This window comes from Burkholderia cepacia GG4 (genome assembly GCF_000292915.1).
In the GTDB taxonomy this organism is placed as follows: Bacteria; Pseudomonadota; Gammaproteobacteria; order Burkholderiales; family Burkholderiaceae; genus Burkholderia; species Burkholderia cepacia_D.
The window spans coordinates 994,313-1,010,273 of the sequence record NC_018513.1 but is presented as its reverse complement, the minus strand read 5'-3'; the positions used below and the strand labels follow the sequence as shown (position 1 = coordinate 1,010,273).

Genomic DNA, 15,961 nt, shown 5'->3' with positions numbered 1-15,961 from the left:
CGCAGGCTTAACGGAACCTTAGCGGCGCCGCATCGCCGCGCAGCCTGCAGCCCGCGGTGTGAAGCCGCGCGTCAACGCGCGTGCTGGTGGCGGTAATGCAGCGCGTACGCGAGCGTCAGCAGCACGACGAACACGACGCCGACCACCATCGTCATCCGGAATTCATGCGTGAACGCGGTCGTCAGCAGGACCGCGCCGACGAGCCCCGCACCGAGCAAGCTGCCGAACGGATGCGCCCACATCCGGAACGCGAGCGCCGGGCCGCGATACTGCACGCGAAAGCGCAGGTGCGTGACGAAGATCATCAGCCACGTGAACAGCGCGCCGAACATCGCGATCGCCATCATCACGGTGAAAGCCGTGTCGGGCGACAGCGCGACCAGCACGGCCGCGACCGCGACGCCGCTCGTCGAGATCCACAGCGCCGCACGCGGCACGCCGTTGGTGCCGAGCCGGCCGAACACCGCCGGCGCGAGCCGCGCGCGCGACAGGCTGAACATCATCCGCGTCGTCACATAGAGCTGGCTGTTCATCGCCGACAGCGCCGCGATCAGCAGCACGAAGTTGATCACGCCGGCCGCATACGGCACATGCGTCGCGGCCATCACCTTCACGAACGGGCTTTCGTCGGTGCCGGCCTGCGTCCAGGGCACGATCGCGAGCATCAGCGACAGCGTCAGCAGGTAGAACAGCACGAGCCGGAACACCGTCGAGCGAAACGCGCGGGTGACTGCGTGCTGCGGATCGCGCGCCTCGCCGGCCGCGATCGCGACCGCCTCGATGCTCATGTAGCTGAAGATCGCGACGATCACCGCGACCCAGGTGCCCCACGGCCCCTTCGGCATGAAGCCGTCGTGCGCGGTGTAGTTCGCGAAGCCGACGCCCGACGCGGCCGGTGCCGACCACACGAGATACGCGCCGAGCACGATGAACACAATGATCGCCGCGATCTTCAGCAGCGAGAACGCGTATTCGACCGTGCCGTACAGCGTGACGCTCGCGAGGTTCACGGCGATCAGCAGCGCGGAGAAGCCGATCACCCAGTACCAGCCGGGCACGCCCGGGAACCAGTACTTCATGAATACGGCGATCGCGCTGATTTCGGTGCCGATCGCGAACACCACCGCGAACCAGTACGCGTAGCGCACGAGGAACCCCGCGAGCGGGCCGACGTAATGTTCGGCGTACGCGCCGAACGAGCCGGCCGTCGGATGCGCGACCGTCATTTCCGCAAGCGCGCCCATCAGCAGCAGCGCGATCAGCGCGCCGATCGCATACGAAACGAGCACGCTCGGACCCGCGAGCCCGATCGCGAACCCGCTGCCGAGGAACAGCCCCGTGCCGATCGCGCCGCCGATCGCGATCATCGCCATCTGCCCCGACGTCAGCGCATGGCGCAACCCTTGTTCGCGCGCGACGATGTTGTCGAACGATCGTTGTTGTTGTGTCACTGCGTTGCCACTCCCCTGCACCACCATCGCGCCGTCGGCGCCAGATAAAACGAAACGGCGCGGAGGACTTCCCGCGCCGTTCGCATGAACAACGAATTATCGCTTACTCGACTTCGACCGTCTCTTCGTTCGGCTTGTGCGGCGGATTCGCCAGCTTGTCGAACGACAACTGCACCTTGTCGTTTTCGTCGACGTCGACCGTCACATGGCCGCCGTTGACCAGCTTGCCGAACAACAGCTCGTCGGCCAGCGCACGACGGATCGTGTCCTGGATCAGCCGCTGCATCGGCCGCGCACCCATCAGCGGGTCGAAGCCGTGCTTCGCGAGATGCTTGCGCAACGCGTCGGTAAAGAGCGCGTCGACCTTCTTCTCGTGCAGCTGCTCCTCGAGCTGGATCAGGAACTTGTCGACCACGCGCATGATGATTTCCTCATCGAGCGAGCGGAAGCTGATGATCGAATCCAGGCGGTTGCGGAACTCCGGCGTGAACAGGCGCTTGATGTCGGTCATCTCGTCGCCCGTTTCGCGGCGCGTCGTGAAACCGATCGTCGCCTTCTGCATCGACTCGGCGCCCGCGTTCGTCGTCATGATGATGATGACGTTGCGGAAATCCGCCTTGCGGCCGTTGTTGTCCGTCAGCGTGCCGTGGTCCATCACCTGCAGCAGCACGTTGAAGATGTCCGGATGCGCCTTCTCGATTTCGTCGAGCAGCAGCACGCAATGCGGCTTCTTCGTGACGGCTTCGGTCAGGAGCCCGCCCTGGTCGAACCCAACATAGCCCGGCGGCGCGCCGATCAGCCGGCTCACCGCGTGACGCTCCATGTATTCCGACATGTCGAAGCGGATCAGCTCGATGCCGAGCGTGAACGCGAGCTGGCGCGCCACTTCGGTCTTGCCGACGCCGGTCGGGCCGGAGAACAGGAACGAGCCGATCGGCTTGTCCATCTTGCCGAGGCCCGCGCGCGCCATCTTGATCGAGGCCGCGAGCGCGTCGATCGCCGGATCCTGGCCGAACACGACGCTCTTCAGGTCGCGATCGAGCGTCTGCAGCTTGCTGCGATCGTCCTGCGACACGCTCTGCGCCGGGACGCGCGCGATCTTCGAGATGATTTCCTCGATCTCGCTCTTGCCGATCGTCTTCTTCTGCTTCGACTTCGGCAGGATGCGCTGCGCGGCGCCCGCTTCGTCGATCACGTCGATCGCCTTGTCCGGCAGGTGACGGTCGGTGATGAAGCGTGCCGACAGTTCGGCCGCGGCCGACAGTGCACCCGACGAATACTTGACGCCGTGATGCTCCTCGAAGCGCGACTTCAGCCCGCGCAGGATCGCAACCGTCTGTTCGACGGTCGGCTCCGTCACGTCGACCTTCTGGAAGCGCCGCGACAGCGCCGCGTCCTTCTCGAAGATGCCGCGATATTCAGTGAACGTGGTCGCGCCGATGCACTTGAGCGTGCCCGACGACAGTGCCGGCTTCAGCAAGTTCGACGCGTCGAGCGTCCCGCCCGAGGCGGCGCCCGCGCCGATCAGCGTATGGATCTCGTCGATGAACAGGATCGCGTGCGGCCGCTCCTTCAACTCCTTCAGCACCGTCTTCAGACGCTGCTCGAAGTCGCCGCGATACTTGGTGCCCGCCAGCAGCGCGCCCATGTCGAGCGAATAGACCTGCGCGTTCGCGAGGATGTCCGGCACTTCGCCGCGCGTGATGCGATAGGCGAGCCCTTCCGCGATCGCGGTCTTGCCGACGCCGGCTTCGCCGACGAGCAGCGGATTGTTCTTGCGCCGGCGGCACAGCACCTGCACGACGCGCTCGACCTCCGGCTCGCGGCCGATCAGCGGATCGATGCGGCCGTCCTTCGCCATCTGGTTCAGGTTCTGCGTGAACTGGGCGAGCGGGGTTTCCTTCTGCGCATTCGCGTCTTCGCTTTCCGCGTTCGCATCGGTCGACTTGGCGGCTTCGCCGCCGTTCGTCTTCGCGATGCCGTGCGAAATGAAGTTCACGACGTCCAGGCGCGTGACGCCCTGCTGCTGCAGGTAATAGACGGCGTGCGAATCCTTCTCGCCGAAGATCGCGACCAGCACGTTCGCGCCGGTGACTTCCTTCTTGCCGTTCGACGTCGACTGGACGTGCATGATCGCGCGCTGGATCACGCGCTGGAACCCGAGCGTCGGCTGGGTATCGACATCGTCGGTGCCCGGGACGGTAGGTGTGTTGTCGTGGATGAAATTGCGCAGGTTCTGACGCAGATCCTCGATGTTTGCCGCGCACGCGCGCAACACCTCGGCTGCCGTCGGATTATCCAGCAGGGCCAGCAGCAGATGCTCGACCGTAATGAACTCATGGCGCGCCTGGCGTGCTTCCATGAACGCCATGTGCAGGCTGACTTCCAATTCCTGGGCAATCATGCTTCCTCCATCACGCACTGCAGCGGATGCCCGGCCTGCCGCGCATGGGTAACGACTTGCTCAACCTTGGTCGACGCGATGTCCCGCGTATAGACCCCACAAACTCCTCGCCCTTCGCGATGGACCTTCAGCATGATCTGCGTGGCCGTCTCGCGATCCTTCTTGAAATACTCCTGTACGACCATCACGACGAACTCCATCGGCGTGAAGTCGTCGTTCAGCAGCACCACCTTGTACATCGAAGGCGGCTTGAGCTTCTGCTGCTTGCGTTCCAGGACGGTACTGTCCTGCTTGTCCGGGATAATCGCCATACACCCATTCTAAACAACTCGGACAGGCCCGCAATCCTGCCATTACCCGACCGACCGGCCGGCGCCCTCCCTGATTCCCGACGACACGCGATCGTCTTCGTGCCATACGAAAGCCGGCTGCGGTGCCGGCTTTCACGCGTGGCGCGGAACACGAACCGTCAGGGGGAAACCGCACCGGACCGTCGCATCCGCATCCAGTATCCCACAAGCCGGGACGACTCGATCGCGTGTCACTCGAGCCTGGTATATGAGCCGATTATGCGACTTTTCAAGTCCGCGCGCTCGGCGGCATGCTGCAAAGCAAAGCCGGAAAAACCCTGAAAATGGGTTCTTTACAACGACCCCCTATACGTCTAAAAATTCCACTTGACACTCAAATAAAGAGCGCCAACAATCAAGCTGGCACTTTTTTCAAATTGCCGGTTGGCGAAATGAAAGAGGCCGAGGTGAGCTTGTGAGGGGGGAACGGCTGCATTTTCCGGTCGTTTAGCTTTTCGAGCGTGCTCGTGGTAAGTAGCAGCGACTGTGTGACAGGGGAAGTAGGAAATGGCAACTGGTATCGTTAAGTGGTTCAACGACGCGAAGGGCTTCGGTTTCATCACTCCCGATGAGGGCGGTGAGGATCTGTTTGCGCACTTCTCGGCTATCACCATGAATGGCTTCAAGACGCTGAAGGAAGGCCAGAAGGTGAGCTTTGACGTCGTTCAAGGACCGAAGGGCAAGCAAGCGTCGAACATCCAGGCCGCATAAGGCATCGGATATCGGACGAAGAAACCCGGCGCAATGCGCCGGGTTTCTTTTTTTGAGGCCGGCCAATCAATAATCGATTGGCCGGCCTTTCCGTTCAATCCCGATAATTCAACCTGTATTGTCTTGTTGCACGCGCAGATTGAATGCCGGTCACACGCGTGAAACATATTCGATGGTGTGTTACACGACCTTCAGCGTGCCCATCATGCCGAGATCCTCGTGTTCGAGAATGTGGCAATGAAACATGCGCTCGCCGGGCATCTCTTGCCTGACGAGGATCGTCACGGTTTCGCCGCTGCGCACGTTCACGGTATCGCGCCACGCACGGAACGGTTCGCTCGTGCGCGTGCCGTCCGATGCGCGCTCGATCACCTGGAATTGCGTGCCGTGCAAATGGAACGGGTGGTCCATGTCGGTGGCGTTGCGGAGCGCCCAGCGCTCGACGTCGCCGCGGCGGCTGGTCAGCGTCGCACGGTGCGGCGCGTAGGTCGCGCCGTTGATCGTGAAGCGCATCCCGGCCGGGCGGCCGTGCGCCGGGCCCTTCATCATCGCGTCCATGTCCATCTCTTCGCCGAACGCGACTTCCTTGTGCGCGACCGGCTCGCCGAGCGGCGCCACCGCGCGCAGCGTCGCCGGCAACGCACGCGCGGCGGCCGGCGCGAACGCGACGTCGGCCAGCGCCAGCGCCGGATCGGGCGGCAGGCTGCCGTGGCCGTCGTCGTGCGACATCGCCATCTTGCGGCGGTCGTATTCGGCCGCCTGCAGCACCGCGTGCGACGCACGGTCGCCGGCGCGCACCAGCAGCTCCGCCCGCTCACCCGGCGCGAGCAGCAGTGACGTGACGCGGCGCGGCGCATCGAACAACCCGCCGTCGGTGCCGGCGTGCTCGAACGCGCGGCCGTCGTCGAACGCGATGCGCAGGTAGCGGGCGCTGCACGCGTTCCACACGCGCCAGCGCTCGTCGCCCGCGACGTCGATCCGCGGCCGGCGCGCGCCGTTGACCAGCACGAACTGGCCCTCGCGTCCGTTCATCCAATCCATCATGTCGTTCGGCGGGATCGTGCCGTCACGCGCGAGCTTCAGGTCCGACACGAACAGGTTGCGCTCGGGCCAGCCCGCGAGCGGATCATCGGCGGCGCGCACGACGAACGGGCCCGCCAGCCCGCGGAACACCTGCTCGGCGGTCATCATGTGCGGATGCGGGTGATACCAGTAGGTCCCGGCGCTCCCCTTCGGCAACGTGAAGCGGTACACGCGCGACGCGCCCGGCGCGACGGGGTCGGACGGGTTGCCGTCCTGGTCGGGCGGCACCGGCACGCCGTGCCAGTGGATCGTCGACGGCTGCGGCAGCTGGTTCACGAAACGGATTTCGACCGTGTCGCCCTCGCGCACGTCGATCAGCGGGCCGACGACCGGCCCCTGCGTACCCGCGCCGAACTGCCAGAACGTCGTCGGACGCGTGCCGTGCAGCATCGGACGCGCAACCGGCTGCGCGACCAGCGTGGCGCGGAACGTGCCGGGCTCGCGACTCTCGTTCGCGAGCGTGCGCAACGCGGCGAGCGGCGCGCCGGCCGGCAGCGCATCGGCAGCCGCGAGCGCAGCGGGCGCCGGCTTGGCGTGCTGCGCATGGCCCGCCATGCCGGGCATGTCGTCCATCTGGTCCATGCCGGCCATGCCCGCGTGACCGGCATGCTGCGCCCACGCAGTACGCGCAAACAGCGATGCGGCCGCGACACCGATGGCGTGCGACAGGAAGGTTCTCCGTATCATCAATCGTTCCTCGTTATTCGTGCTGCGTCGCGCGGCAGCCGCGCCGACCGGCGCTCAAGCGCCCAAGCGCGACGCGCAACCTGATGCCGGCAACATCATAACCGCTGCCCCCGGCCGCCACGCGGCAGCCCCGGCCGAGCGGCGGCGATACGCCGCAGTGCGCGGCCGGGACCGATCAGGCTCCGGTCGAACGACGTCCCCGAACATCGCGCGCCGCCGCTATCCGCGTCGCCGCATTCACGCTGACAGGCGCGGCCAGCGGTCGCCGCCGCCCCGCTACGCAACGCCTCGCCGGGGCAGTCCGCGAGCCTCATTCAACCCGCGATTCCCGCCCCGCATCCGCTCGATACGCAAATCCGCCAATATTTCACGATGCGGAACAAGCCCCTGCGTTGTAAAAATTCGTGGTGCAAGGCACAAATTGGCTGTTTCGCGATGCCAAAAATCGTTCCGCAATACAAAATGATCTTAATAAGACCATGTTTTTAAACATGATTTTTTCTTTCGAGAAAGCGTTCTACGCGCACCATCGGGCGCGGTCGCGGACGTAGACTTTGTTCCATGCACTGACGCTTCGCCACGACGTTCGATACGGAACCCGGCGCAGGCAACCAGTCGGGCCGCAGCCGGACGAGCCGGCGGGTGGCACAACAGAATCGCGTGTGATCAGAAAGGGAGAACGGAAATGAAGGGATTTCGCTTTGGTTCAGCGCTCGGGTCGTTCTACATCCTGCCGGGTAACGGCGGCTGGGAAGCGACGTTCGGCAACGCACTGATCGGCGCGTTCTCGTGCCCGGAAGTGGCAGCCGACCACATCTCCCGCGGCGACTGCGAGCAACTGTCCGAACTGGACACGGCAACGCTCGAAGTGCCGCACGAAATCGCCGAATGGGAAATCGTTCACGTCTGAATGGCACGCCTGCAACGAAAAACGCCCCGGGCGACCGGGGCGTTTTCATGTTCGGCGGGACGGCGAGCCGCCAGGCCCGCCGCATCGGCTGCTGCCGTTGCCGTGGCGCGCGCGAAAGCGCTGCCGGCGTCAGGCGACTGCGTCGACGATGCCGTTCAGCGTTGCGCTCGGGCGCATCGCCTGGCTCGTCAGCTCGACGTTCGGACGGTAGTAGCCGCCGATCGCCTGCGCGCTGCCCTGCGCGGCCGACAGTTCTTCCAGAATCCGCGCTTCGCTGTCGGACAGCGACTTCGCGACGCCTTCGAACTGCGCCTTCAGCGCGGCATCTTCGGTCTGCTCGGCCAGCGCCTGCGCCCAGTACAGGCACAGGTAGAAATGGCTGCCGCGGTTGTCGAGACCGCCGACCTTGCGTGCCGGCGACTTGTTCTCGTCCAGGAACTTGCCGGTTGCCTGGTCGAGCGTCTTCGCGAGCACGAGCGCCTTCGGGTTCTGGTAAGCGCCGCCAAGGTGTTCGAGCGACGCGGCCAGCGCGAGGAATTCGCCGAGCGAATCCCAGCGCAGGAAGCCTTCCTCGACGAACTGCTGCACGTGCTTCGGTGCCGAGCCGCCCGCACCCGTTTCGAACATCCCGCCGCCGGCCATCAGCGGCACGATCGACAGCATCTTCGCGCTGGTGCCGAGTTCCATGATCGGGAACAGGTCGGTCAGGTAGTCGCGCAGCACGTTGCCCGTGACCGAGATCGTGTCCTTGCCCGCACGGATGCGCTCGAGCGAGAAACGCGTTGCGTCGACCGGCGTCATGACGCGGATGTCGAGGCCGTTCGTGTCGTAATCCTTCAGGTAGCGTTCGACCTTCGCGATGATCTGCGCGTCGTGCGCACGTGCCGGATCGAGCCAGAACACGGCCGGCACGCCGGTCGCGCGGGCGCGGTTCACCGCGAGCTTGACCCAGTCCTGCACCGGTGCGTCCTTCGTCTGGCACATGCGCCAGATGTCGCCCGACTCGACCGCGTGCTCGAGCAGCACGTTGCCGGCTTCGTCGGTGACGCGCACGACGCCGTCGGCCGGGATCAGGAACGTCTTGTCATGCGAACCGTATTCTTCAGCCGCCTGCGCCATCAGGCCGACGTTCGGCACGCTGCCCATCGTGACCGGGTCGAACGCGCCGTGCTGCTTGCAGTCCTCGATCACGGCCTGGTAGACGCCCGCGTAGCAGCGGTCCGGAATCACGGCCTTCGCGTCGTACAGTTCGCCGTCCGGGCCCCACATGCAGCCCGACTCGCGGATCATCGCCGGCATCGATGCGTCGACGATCACGTCGCTCGGCACGTGCAGGTTCGTGATGCCCTTGTCCGAATTGACCATCGCGAGGCTCGGACGCACCGCGTATTCAGCCTTGATGTCGGCTTCGATCGCTGCGCGCGTGTCGGCCGGCAGGTCCTTCAGGCGCGCGTACAGGTCGCCGATCCCGTTGTTCGGGTTGAAGCCGGCCTGCGCCAGCACGTCCGCGTGCTTCGTGAGCGCGTCGCGGTAGAACACCGACACGAAGTGACCGAACAGGATCGGATCGGAGACCTTCATCATGGTCGCCTTCAGGTGCACCGAGAACAGCACGTCCTGCGCCTTCGCGTCGGCGATCTGCGCGTCGATGAAGCTGCGCAGCGCCTTGCGGCTCATCACCGATGCGTCGATGACTTCACCGGCCTTCACGGCCGTCTTTTCCTTCAGCACCTTCTTCACGCCGTCGGCGGCCGTGAGTTCGATCTTCACGCTGCCGGCATCGGCGATCAGCGCCGACTTCTCGCTGCCGTAGAAGTCGCCTTCGCTCATGTGCGCGACGTGCGCCTTGGACGTGGCCTTCCACGCGCCCATCTTGTGCGGATGCTTGCGTGCGTAGTTCTTGACCGACAGCGGCGCGCGGCGGTCGGAGTTGCCTTCGCGCAGCACCGGGTTCACCGCGCTGCCCTTGATCTTGTCGTAGCGGGCCTTGACGGCCTTCTCTTCGTCGGTCGACGGCTCTTCCGGGTACGCCGGCAGCTTGTAGCCCTGCGCCTGGAGTTCGGCGATCGCCGCCTTGAGCTGCGGCACCGATGCGCTGATGTTCGGCAGCTTGATGATGTTCGCTTCCGGCTTCAGCGTGAGCTGGCCCAGTTCGGCCAGATCGTCGGAACCCTTCTGCTCCGGCGGCAGGACGTCGGCGAATGCCGCGATGATGCGGCCGGCGAGCGAGATGTCGCGCGTTTCGACGGCGACGCCCGACGAGCGCGTGAAGGCCTTGACGATCGGCAGCAGCGAATAGGTCGCGAGCGCGGGCGCTTCGTCAGTGAGGGTGTAGATGATCTTGGGCGAAGTGGACATGGTCGATGCGTTGCTACGTGAAAATTTGGGACTGAGGAGCGCCGGCGGTAACCGGCGGGAAGCGACCAGGTCGGTCGCGAAAGGAGCGCGCCGGCTAGCCGGGCGGTGGTGTTGCGAGGGCCGTCATGTTCTACCTTGCAGGGCATCCGGGCCGCATTGCGGCGCCGCGGCCCGCATGCCGGACCGCCCTGCCAACAAACCTGCCATCCACGAAACGTCCCGGCGCCGGCAGTAGGCGCCGGGGCGGCCGGCTACCCGCCGGCCCACCCCGGAAGGGGTCTTACATGTTCTCGATCAGCACTTCGCCGAAACCGGAGCACGATACCTGCGTCGCGCCTTCCATCAGGCGCGCGAAGTCGTACGTGACGCGCTTCTGCAGGATCGACTTCTCCATCGCGGCGATGATCGTGTCGGCCGCTTCCGTCCAGCCGAGGTGGCGCAGCATCATTTCCGCCGACAGGATCTCGGAACCGGGGTTCACGTAATCCTTGCCCGCGTACTTCGGCGCCGTGCCGTGCGTCGCCTCGAACATCGCGACCGAATCCGACAGGTTCGCACCCGGCGCGATCCCGATGCCGCCGACCTGCGCGGCCAGTGCGTCGGAGATGTAGTCGCCGTTCAGGTTCAACGTCGCGATCACGTCGTATTCGGCCGGACGCAGCAGGATCTGCTGCAGGAACGCGTCGGCGATCGAATCCTTGATGACGATCTCGTTGCCCGTCTTCGGGTTCTTCACGCGCATCCACGGGCCGCCGTCGATCAGCTCGCCGCCGAATTCCTTCTGCGCGAGCGCGTAGCCGGCGTCACGGAACAGGCCTTCCGTGAACTTCATGATGTTGCCCTTGTGCACCAGCGTGACCGACTTGCGATCGTTGTCGATCGCGTACTGGATCGCCTTGCGCACGAGACGCTCGGTGCCTTCGGTCGACACGGGCTTGACGCCGATCCCCGAGGTTTCCGGGAAGCGGATCTTCTTCACGCCCATCTCGTCCTGCAGGAACTTGATGACCTTCTTCGCCTGCTCGGAGCCCGCGGCCCATTCGATGCCCGCGTAGATGTCTTCCGAGTTCTCGCGGAAGATCACCATGTCGATCTTTTGCGGCTCGCGCACCGGCGACGGCACGCCCTTGAAGTACTGGACCGGGCGCAGGCACACGTACAGGTCGAGCTCCTGGCGCAGCGCGACGTTCAGCGAACGGATGCCGCCGCCGACCGGGGTCGTGAGCGGCCCCTTGATCGACACCACGTATTCCTTCAGCACCTGCAGCGTTTCGTCCGGGAGCCACACGTCCGGACCGTACACCTTCGTCGCCTTCTCGCCCGCGAAGATCTCCATCCAGTGGATCTTGCGCTTGCCCTTGTAGGCCTGCGCGACCGCCGCGTCGACGACCTTGATCATGACCGGCGTGATATCGAAGCCCGTACCGTCGCCTTCGATATAGGGAATGATCGGCTGATCGGAAACGTTGAGCGAGAAGTCCTTGTTGACGGTGATCTTGTCACCGCCTTCCGGAACCTTGATGTGCTGATACGGCATGATCGACTCCAGTGACGTGGCTGAGCAGGTGATGCTGGTCGAAACTGCGCGCGCGGCGAGGTGGCCTTGCCACCCCCGTGACGGCGACAGCGAGCCGCTATTCTAGCGCCCCAACCGGGCCCGGCGGCACGAAGCGCGACGCTGCGTATCAAGTCTTCCCTTATGTCTTATATAAGACAGAGGACTTGCCGTTCCGTATTATGCATTAAGATTCCGCCATTTGCCATAGACCGCCCGCCCCGCCTCTCCGCGGCACGCCGGGCGGACCTCCGCCATGACCCTGATCGCCCTCAACAAGCCGTTCGGCACGATTTGCCAGTTTTCCGCGCACGAGACGCGGCCGTCGCTCGGCGACTGGGTAAAAACGCCCGGTGTCTACGCGGCCGGCCGGCTCGACGCGGACAGCGAGGGCCTGCTGCTGCTCACCGACGACGGCGCGCTCCAGGCGCGCATCGCGGAGCCGCGCCACAAGCTCGTCAAGCGCTACTGGGCGCAGGTCGACGGCGCGCCGGGTCCGGCCGACCTGAAGGCGCTCGCGCGCGGCGTCGATCTCGGCGACTACGTGACGCGCCCGTGCCGCGCCGAATTCATCGAACCGCCCGACGCGCTGTGGCCGCGCAACCCGCCGATCCGCTACCGCGCCGCGATTCCGACCACGTGGATCGAGCTCGCGATCACCGAAGGCAAGAATCGGCAGGTGCGCCGCATGACGGCCGCGATCGGCTTCCCGACGTTGCGCCTCGTGCGCGTCGGCATCGGCGCATTGGACATATTCACGCTCGGCATTGCACCGGGCGAAACAATTGCACTGCCGCCGCGGGCCCCGTGGGACGGTTTCGCACACGGCGCATGACCGTGTCGGCGGCTCCCGAATTTTTCGTCATCTTTTTCGTCAACCACCTGCGAAGATCGCGCGTTAAACCACGCAGATGCCATCCTTAGCTATCCGGCATTGGCAGCCGAACAGGTATTTGCGTGTTTGCGTCACGAAAGCGACTCTTTCTTCGAATACGATTCGGCGCCCGCAGCGCAAAGAGAAATTTCTCGAAGCGTCTGTCAACCGAAAGGTGGATGGCACCGTTAGACGACATGACTCCATATTGCCGGGTCATTTGGTTAATTAACTAAAGCTGAGGAACACAACATGAACAAACTGATCGCTGCTCTGGTCGCTGGTCTCTTCGCAACGGCTGCTTTCGCACAAGCTTCGGCTCCGGAAGCTGCTTCGGCTGCTGCTCCGGCAGCTGCTTCGGCACCGGCAAAGAAGGCCCACGCCAAGAAGCACCACGCAGCTAAGAAGCACCACGCAGCTAAGAAGGCTGCTAGCGAAGCCGAAGCACCGGCAGCTGCATCGAACTAAGCAAGCTGGTTGTAATAACGCAGTCAAGAACACGCAGTCTTGCCGTTCTTACGGCGTTGAAAGGCAGATCACCGCAAGGCGATCTGCCTTTTTCTTTTTGTGCCCGCCGGCGCGCATCGCGTACCATGCGGGTCTCGTTTTCCAGATAGGAGCCTTGCTGTGCAATTCTCCCTGCGCTCGTCGCTCGGCCGCCTTGCGCGCGCCGCCGTGTTTCCCGCCGCGCTCGCCGTCCTCGCGCTCGGCATGCAGACCGCCGGCGCGCAGATGCCGCCCGGCGCCAAGCAGCCCACCGAGTTCCCGCGCGTGAAGCTGCGCGCCGGCATGTACGTGATCGACGCGGCCGTCGCCGCGAACGACGCCGACCGCGAACAAGGGCTGATGTACCGGTCACAGCTCGCGCCGAACGAAGGCATGCTGTTCGTGTTCAACGAGAACGCCGTGCACTGCTTCTGGATGAAGAACACGCTGATTCCGCTGTCGATCGCGTTCATCCGCGCGGACGGCACGATCACCGACATCGACGAGATGCGGGCCGAGACGACCGACAACCACTGCCCGCGCAACAACGGCGTCTATGCGCTCGAAATGAGCAAGGGCTGGTTCGCGGCGAAGGGCATCAAGCCCGGCATGAAGCTCGACGGCCTGCCCAAGCCCCAGTAACGGCGCTTGCCGCGGCACCGCCGCGCGTCGACCGAAGCCGGCCGCCCGTTGCGCGCCGGCTTTTTTTTCGTCTGCCGGCGGCGGCGCGCGCCTTGATTCGGCAAACGCTGCCCGCATCTGCAAAAGCCACGCGCAAGCGCTATCCTTTAAGTCTCGCTTGTTCCAGTCCGGGCCAGCTCAACCGGCCCGCTTACGATCCGAACCACCAGGAGGTTCACGTGCCCCGCAAAACCCCCATCGAGCGCTATCGCAATATCGGGATCAGCGCTCACATCGATGCCGGCAAGACCACCACGACCGAGCGCATCCTGTTTTACACCGGCGTGAGCCACAAGATCGGTGAAGTGCACGACGGCGCGGCCACGATGGACTGGATGGAGCAGGAGCAGGAACGCGGCATCACGATCACGTCGGCCGCGACCACGGCCTTCTGGAAGGGCATGGCCGGCAACTATCCGGAACACCGCATCAACATCATCGACACCCCCGGGCACGTCGACTTCACGATCGAGGTCGAGCGCTCGATGCGCGTGCTCGACGGCGCGTGCATGGTCTACGACTCGGTCGGCGGCGTGCAGCCGCAGTCCGAAACGGTGTGGCGCCAGGCGAACAAGTACAAGGTGCCGCGCATCGCGTTCGTCAACAAGATGGACCGTATCGGCGCGGACTTCTTCCGCGTGCAGCGCCAGATCGGCGAGCGCCTGAAGGGCGTCGCCGTGCCGATCCAGATTCCGATCGGCGCGGAAGATCATTTCCAGGGCGTCGTCGATCTCGTGAAGATGAAGGCGATCGTGTGGGACGACGAAAGCCAGGGCGTGAAGTTCACGTACGAGGACATCCCGGCGAATCTCGTCGAGCTCGCGCACGAATGGCGCGAGAAGATGGTCGAGGCCGCCGCGGAAGCCAGCGAGGAACTGCTCGAGAAGTACCTGCACGACCATGAGTCGCTGACCGAGGACGAGATCAAGGCCGCGCTGCGCAAGCGCACGATCGCGAACGAGATCGTACCGATGCTGTGCGGCAGCGCGTTCAAGAACAAGGGCGTGCAGGCGATGCTCGACGCGGTGATCGACTACCTGCCGTCGCCGGTCGACGTGCCGGCGATTCTCGGCCACGACTTCGCCGATCCGGAAAAACCGGCGGAACGTCATCCGAGCGACGACGAGCCGTTCTCGTCGCTCGCGTTCAAGATCATGACCGACCCGTTCGTCGGCCAGCTGATCTTCTTCCGCGTGTATTCGGGTGTCGTCGAGTCCGGCGACACGGTGCTGAACGCGACGAAGGACAAGAAGGAGCGGCTCGGCCGGATCCTGCAGATGCACGCGAACGAGCGCAAGGAAATCAAGGAAGTGCGCGCGGGCGACATCGCGGCGGCGGTCGGCCTGAAGGAAGCCACGACGGGCGACACGCTGTGCGATCCGGCCAAGCCGATCATCCTCGAGAAGATGGAGTTCCCGGAGCCGGTGATCTCGCAGGCCGTCGAGCCGAAGACGAAGGCCGACCAGGAAAAGATGGGCCTCGCGCTGAACCGCCTAGCGCAGGAGGATCCGTCGTTCCGCGTGCAGACCGACGAGGAATCCGGCCAGACGATCATTTCGGGGATGGGCGAGCTGCACCTCGAAATCCTGGTCGACCGGATGAAGCGCGAGTTCGGCGTCGAGGCGACGGTCGGCAAGCCGCAGGTCGCGTACCGCGAGACGGTGCGCACGAAGGCAACCGACGTCGAAGGCAAGTTCGTCAAGCAGTCGGGCGGGCGTGGCCAGTACGGGCATGCGGTGATCACGCTCGAGCCGAACCCCGGCAAGGGCTACGAGTTCCTCGACGAGATCAAGGGCGGCGTGATTCCGCGCGAATTCATCCCGGCGGTCGACAAAGGCATCACCGAAACGCTGAAGAGCGGCGTGCTCGCGGGCTACCCTGTCGTCGACGTGAAGGTGCACCTGACGTTCGGTTCGTACCACGACGTCGACTCGAACGAAAACGCGTTCCGGATGGCCGGCTCGATGGCGTTCAAGGAGGCGATGCGCAAGGCGAAGCCGGTCCTGCTCGAGCCGATGATGGCCGTCGAGGTCGAGACGCCCGAGGACTTCATGGGCAACGTGATGGGCGACCTGTCGAGCCGGCGCGGCATCGTGCAGGGGATGGAGGACATCGCGGGCGGCGGCGGCAAGCTGGTGCGCGCGGAAGTGCCGCTTGCCGAGATGTTCGGCTACTCGACGTCGCTGCGCTCCGCGACGCAGGGCCGCGCAACCTACACGATGGAGTTCAAGCACTACGCGGAAACGCCGGCGAACGTGTCGGAAGCCGTGATCAACGCCAAGGTGAAGTAAGCGCCAGGCATTGCGCGCTGCCCGGCAAGTCGAAGCCCGTCCGGTCCCGGACGGGCTTTTTTTCGTCCGCCGGACGGATCGATGCGGGCCGCACCCATCCTTTTTGACCGGCATGCCGGG

At 64.7% G+C, this 15,961-nt stretch carries 12 protein-coding genes; 6 read left to right on the top strand and 6 right to left on the bottom strand.

Going from position 1 to position 15,961, the window contains the following annotated elements; genetic code table 11:
- Positions 1–71 precede the first annotated feature (71 nt).
- The 3 genes from GEM_RS04535 to clpS all read right to left on the bottom strand — a co-directional run bounded on the left by GEM_RS04535 (position 72) and on the right by clpS (position 4,166).
- Positions 72–1,451 (bottom strand): amino acid permease, encoded by a 1,380-nt coding sequence (locus GEM_RS04535; RefSeq protein WP_041490606.1) that lies wholly within the window; start codon positions 1,449–1,451, stop codon positions 72–74.
- A 103-nt stretch (positions 1,452–1,554) separates the two neighbouring features.
- The gene (gene clpA / locus GEM_RS04530; protein WP_011657720.1) at positions 1,555–3,855 is read right to left on the bottom strand and encodes an ATP-dependent Clp protease ATP-binding subunit ClpA; all 2,301 of its coding nucleotides are present in this window, start codon (positions 3,853–3,855) and stop codon (positions 1,555–1,557) included.
- Complete coding sequence (gene clpS, locus GEM_RS04525; RefSeq protein ID WP_006398529.1) at positions 3,852–4,166, bottom strand: ATP-dependent Clp protease adapter ClpS; 315 nt, start codon at positions 4,164–4,166, stop codon at positions 3,852–3,854. The genes clpA and clpS overlap by 4 nt, the downstream gene beginning before the upstream one ends.
- A 546-nt stretch (positions 4,167–4,712) precedes the next feature.
- Here clpS and GEM_RS04520 point away from each other — a divergent pair.
- Positions 4,713–4,916: a cold-shock protein gene (locus GEM_RS04520; protein ID WP_006478030.1), complete on the top strand. Its 204-nt coding sequence runs from the start codon at positions 4,713–4,715 to the stop codon at positions 4,914–4,916.
- Positions 4,917–5,096: 180 nt separating this feature from the next.
- Here the strand turns inward: GEM_RS04520 and GEM_RS04515 are convergent, their stop codons facing one another.
- Positions 5,097–6,686, bottom strand: a complete 1,590-nt coding sequence (locus GEM_RS04515; protein ID WP_014896269.1) for a multicopper oxidase family protein — start codon at positions 6,684–6,686, stop codon at positions 5,097–5,099.
- A gap of 685 nt (positions 6,687–7,371) precedes the next feature.
- Between GEM_RS04515 and GEM_RS04510 the strand changes: the two genes are divergently transcribed.
- The gene (locus GEM_RS04510; RefSeq protein WP_014896268.1) at positions 7,372–7,596 is read left to right on the top strand and encodes a hypothetical protein; all 225 of its coding nucleotides are present in this window, start codon (positions 7,372–7,374) and stop codon (positions 7,594–7,596) included.
- 129 nt (positions 7,597–7,725) lie between these two features.
- Here the strand turns inward: GEM_RS04510 and GEM_RS04505 are convergent, their stop codons facing one another.
- A complete protein-coding gene (locus tag GEM_RS04505; protein WP_014896267.1) occupies positions 7,726–9,954 on the bottom strand; it encodes an NADP-dependent isocitrate dehydrogenase in 2,229 nt (742 codons plus the stop codon).
- A 280-nt stretch (positions 9,955–10,234) separates the two neighbouring features.
- A complete protein-coding gene (icd, locus tag GEM_RS04500; protein ID WP_014896266.1) occupies positions 10,235–11,491 on the bottom strand; it encodes an NADP-dependent isocitrate dehydrogenase in 1,257 nt (418 codons plus the stop codon).
- A 274-nt stretch (positions 11,492–11,765) separates the two neighbouring features.
- Here icd and GEM_RS04495 point away from each other — a divergent pair, with 274 nt between their 5' ends.
- From GEM_RS04495 to fusA, 4 genes are all read left to right on the top strand, one after another.
- Complete coding sequence (locus GEM_RS04495) at positions 11,766–12,344, top strand: pseudouridine synthase (RefSeq protein WP_014896265.1); 579 nt, start codon at positions 11,766–11,768, stop codon at positions 12,342–12,344.
- A 291-nt stretch (positions 12,345–12,635) separates the two neighbouring features.
- Positions 12,636–12,851 (top strand): hypothetical protein, encoded by a 216-nt coding sequence (locus GEM_RS29490; RefSeq protein ID WP_080599357.1) that lies wholly within the window; start codon positions 12,636–12,638, stop codon positions 12,849–12,851.
- A 159-nt stretch (positions 12,852–13,010) separates the two neighbouring features.
- Positions 13,011–13,511 carry a DUF192 domain-containing protein gene (locus GEM_RS04490; protein WP_014896264.1) on the top strand — a complete coding sequence of 167 codons (501 nt, stop codon included), beginning with the start codon at positions 13,011–13,013 and terminating at the stop codon, positions 13,509–13,511.
- A 218-nt stretch (positions 13,512–13,729) separates the two neighbouring features.
- Positions 13,730–15,841: an elongation factor G gene (gene fusA / locus GEM_RS04485; protein ID WP_014896263.1), complete on the top strand. Its 2,112-nt coding sequence runs from the start codon at positions 13,730–13,732 to the stop codon at positions 15,839–15,841.
- The last annotated feature ends 120 nt before the right edge of the window (positions 15,842–15,961 follow it).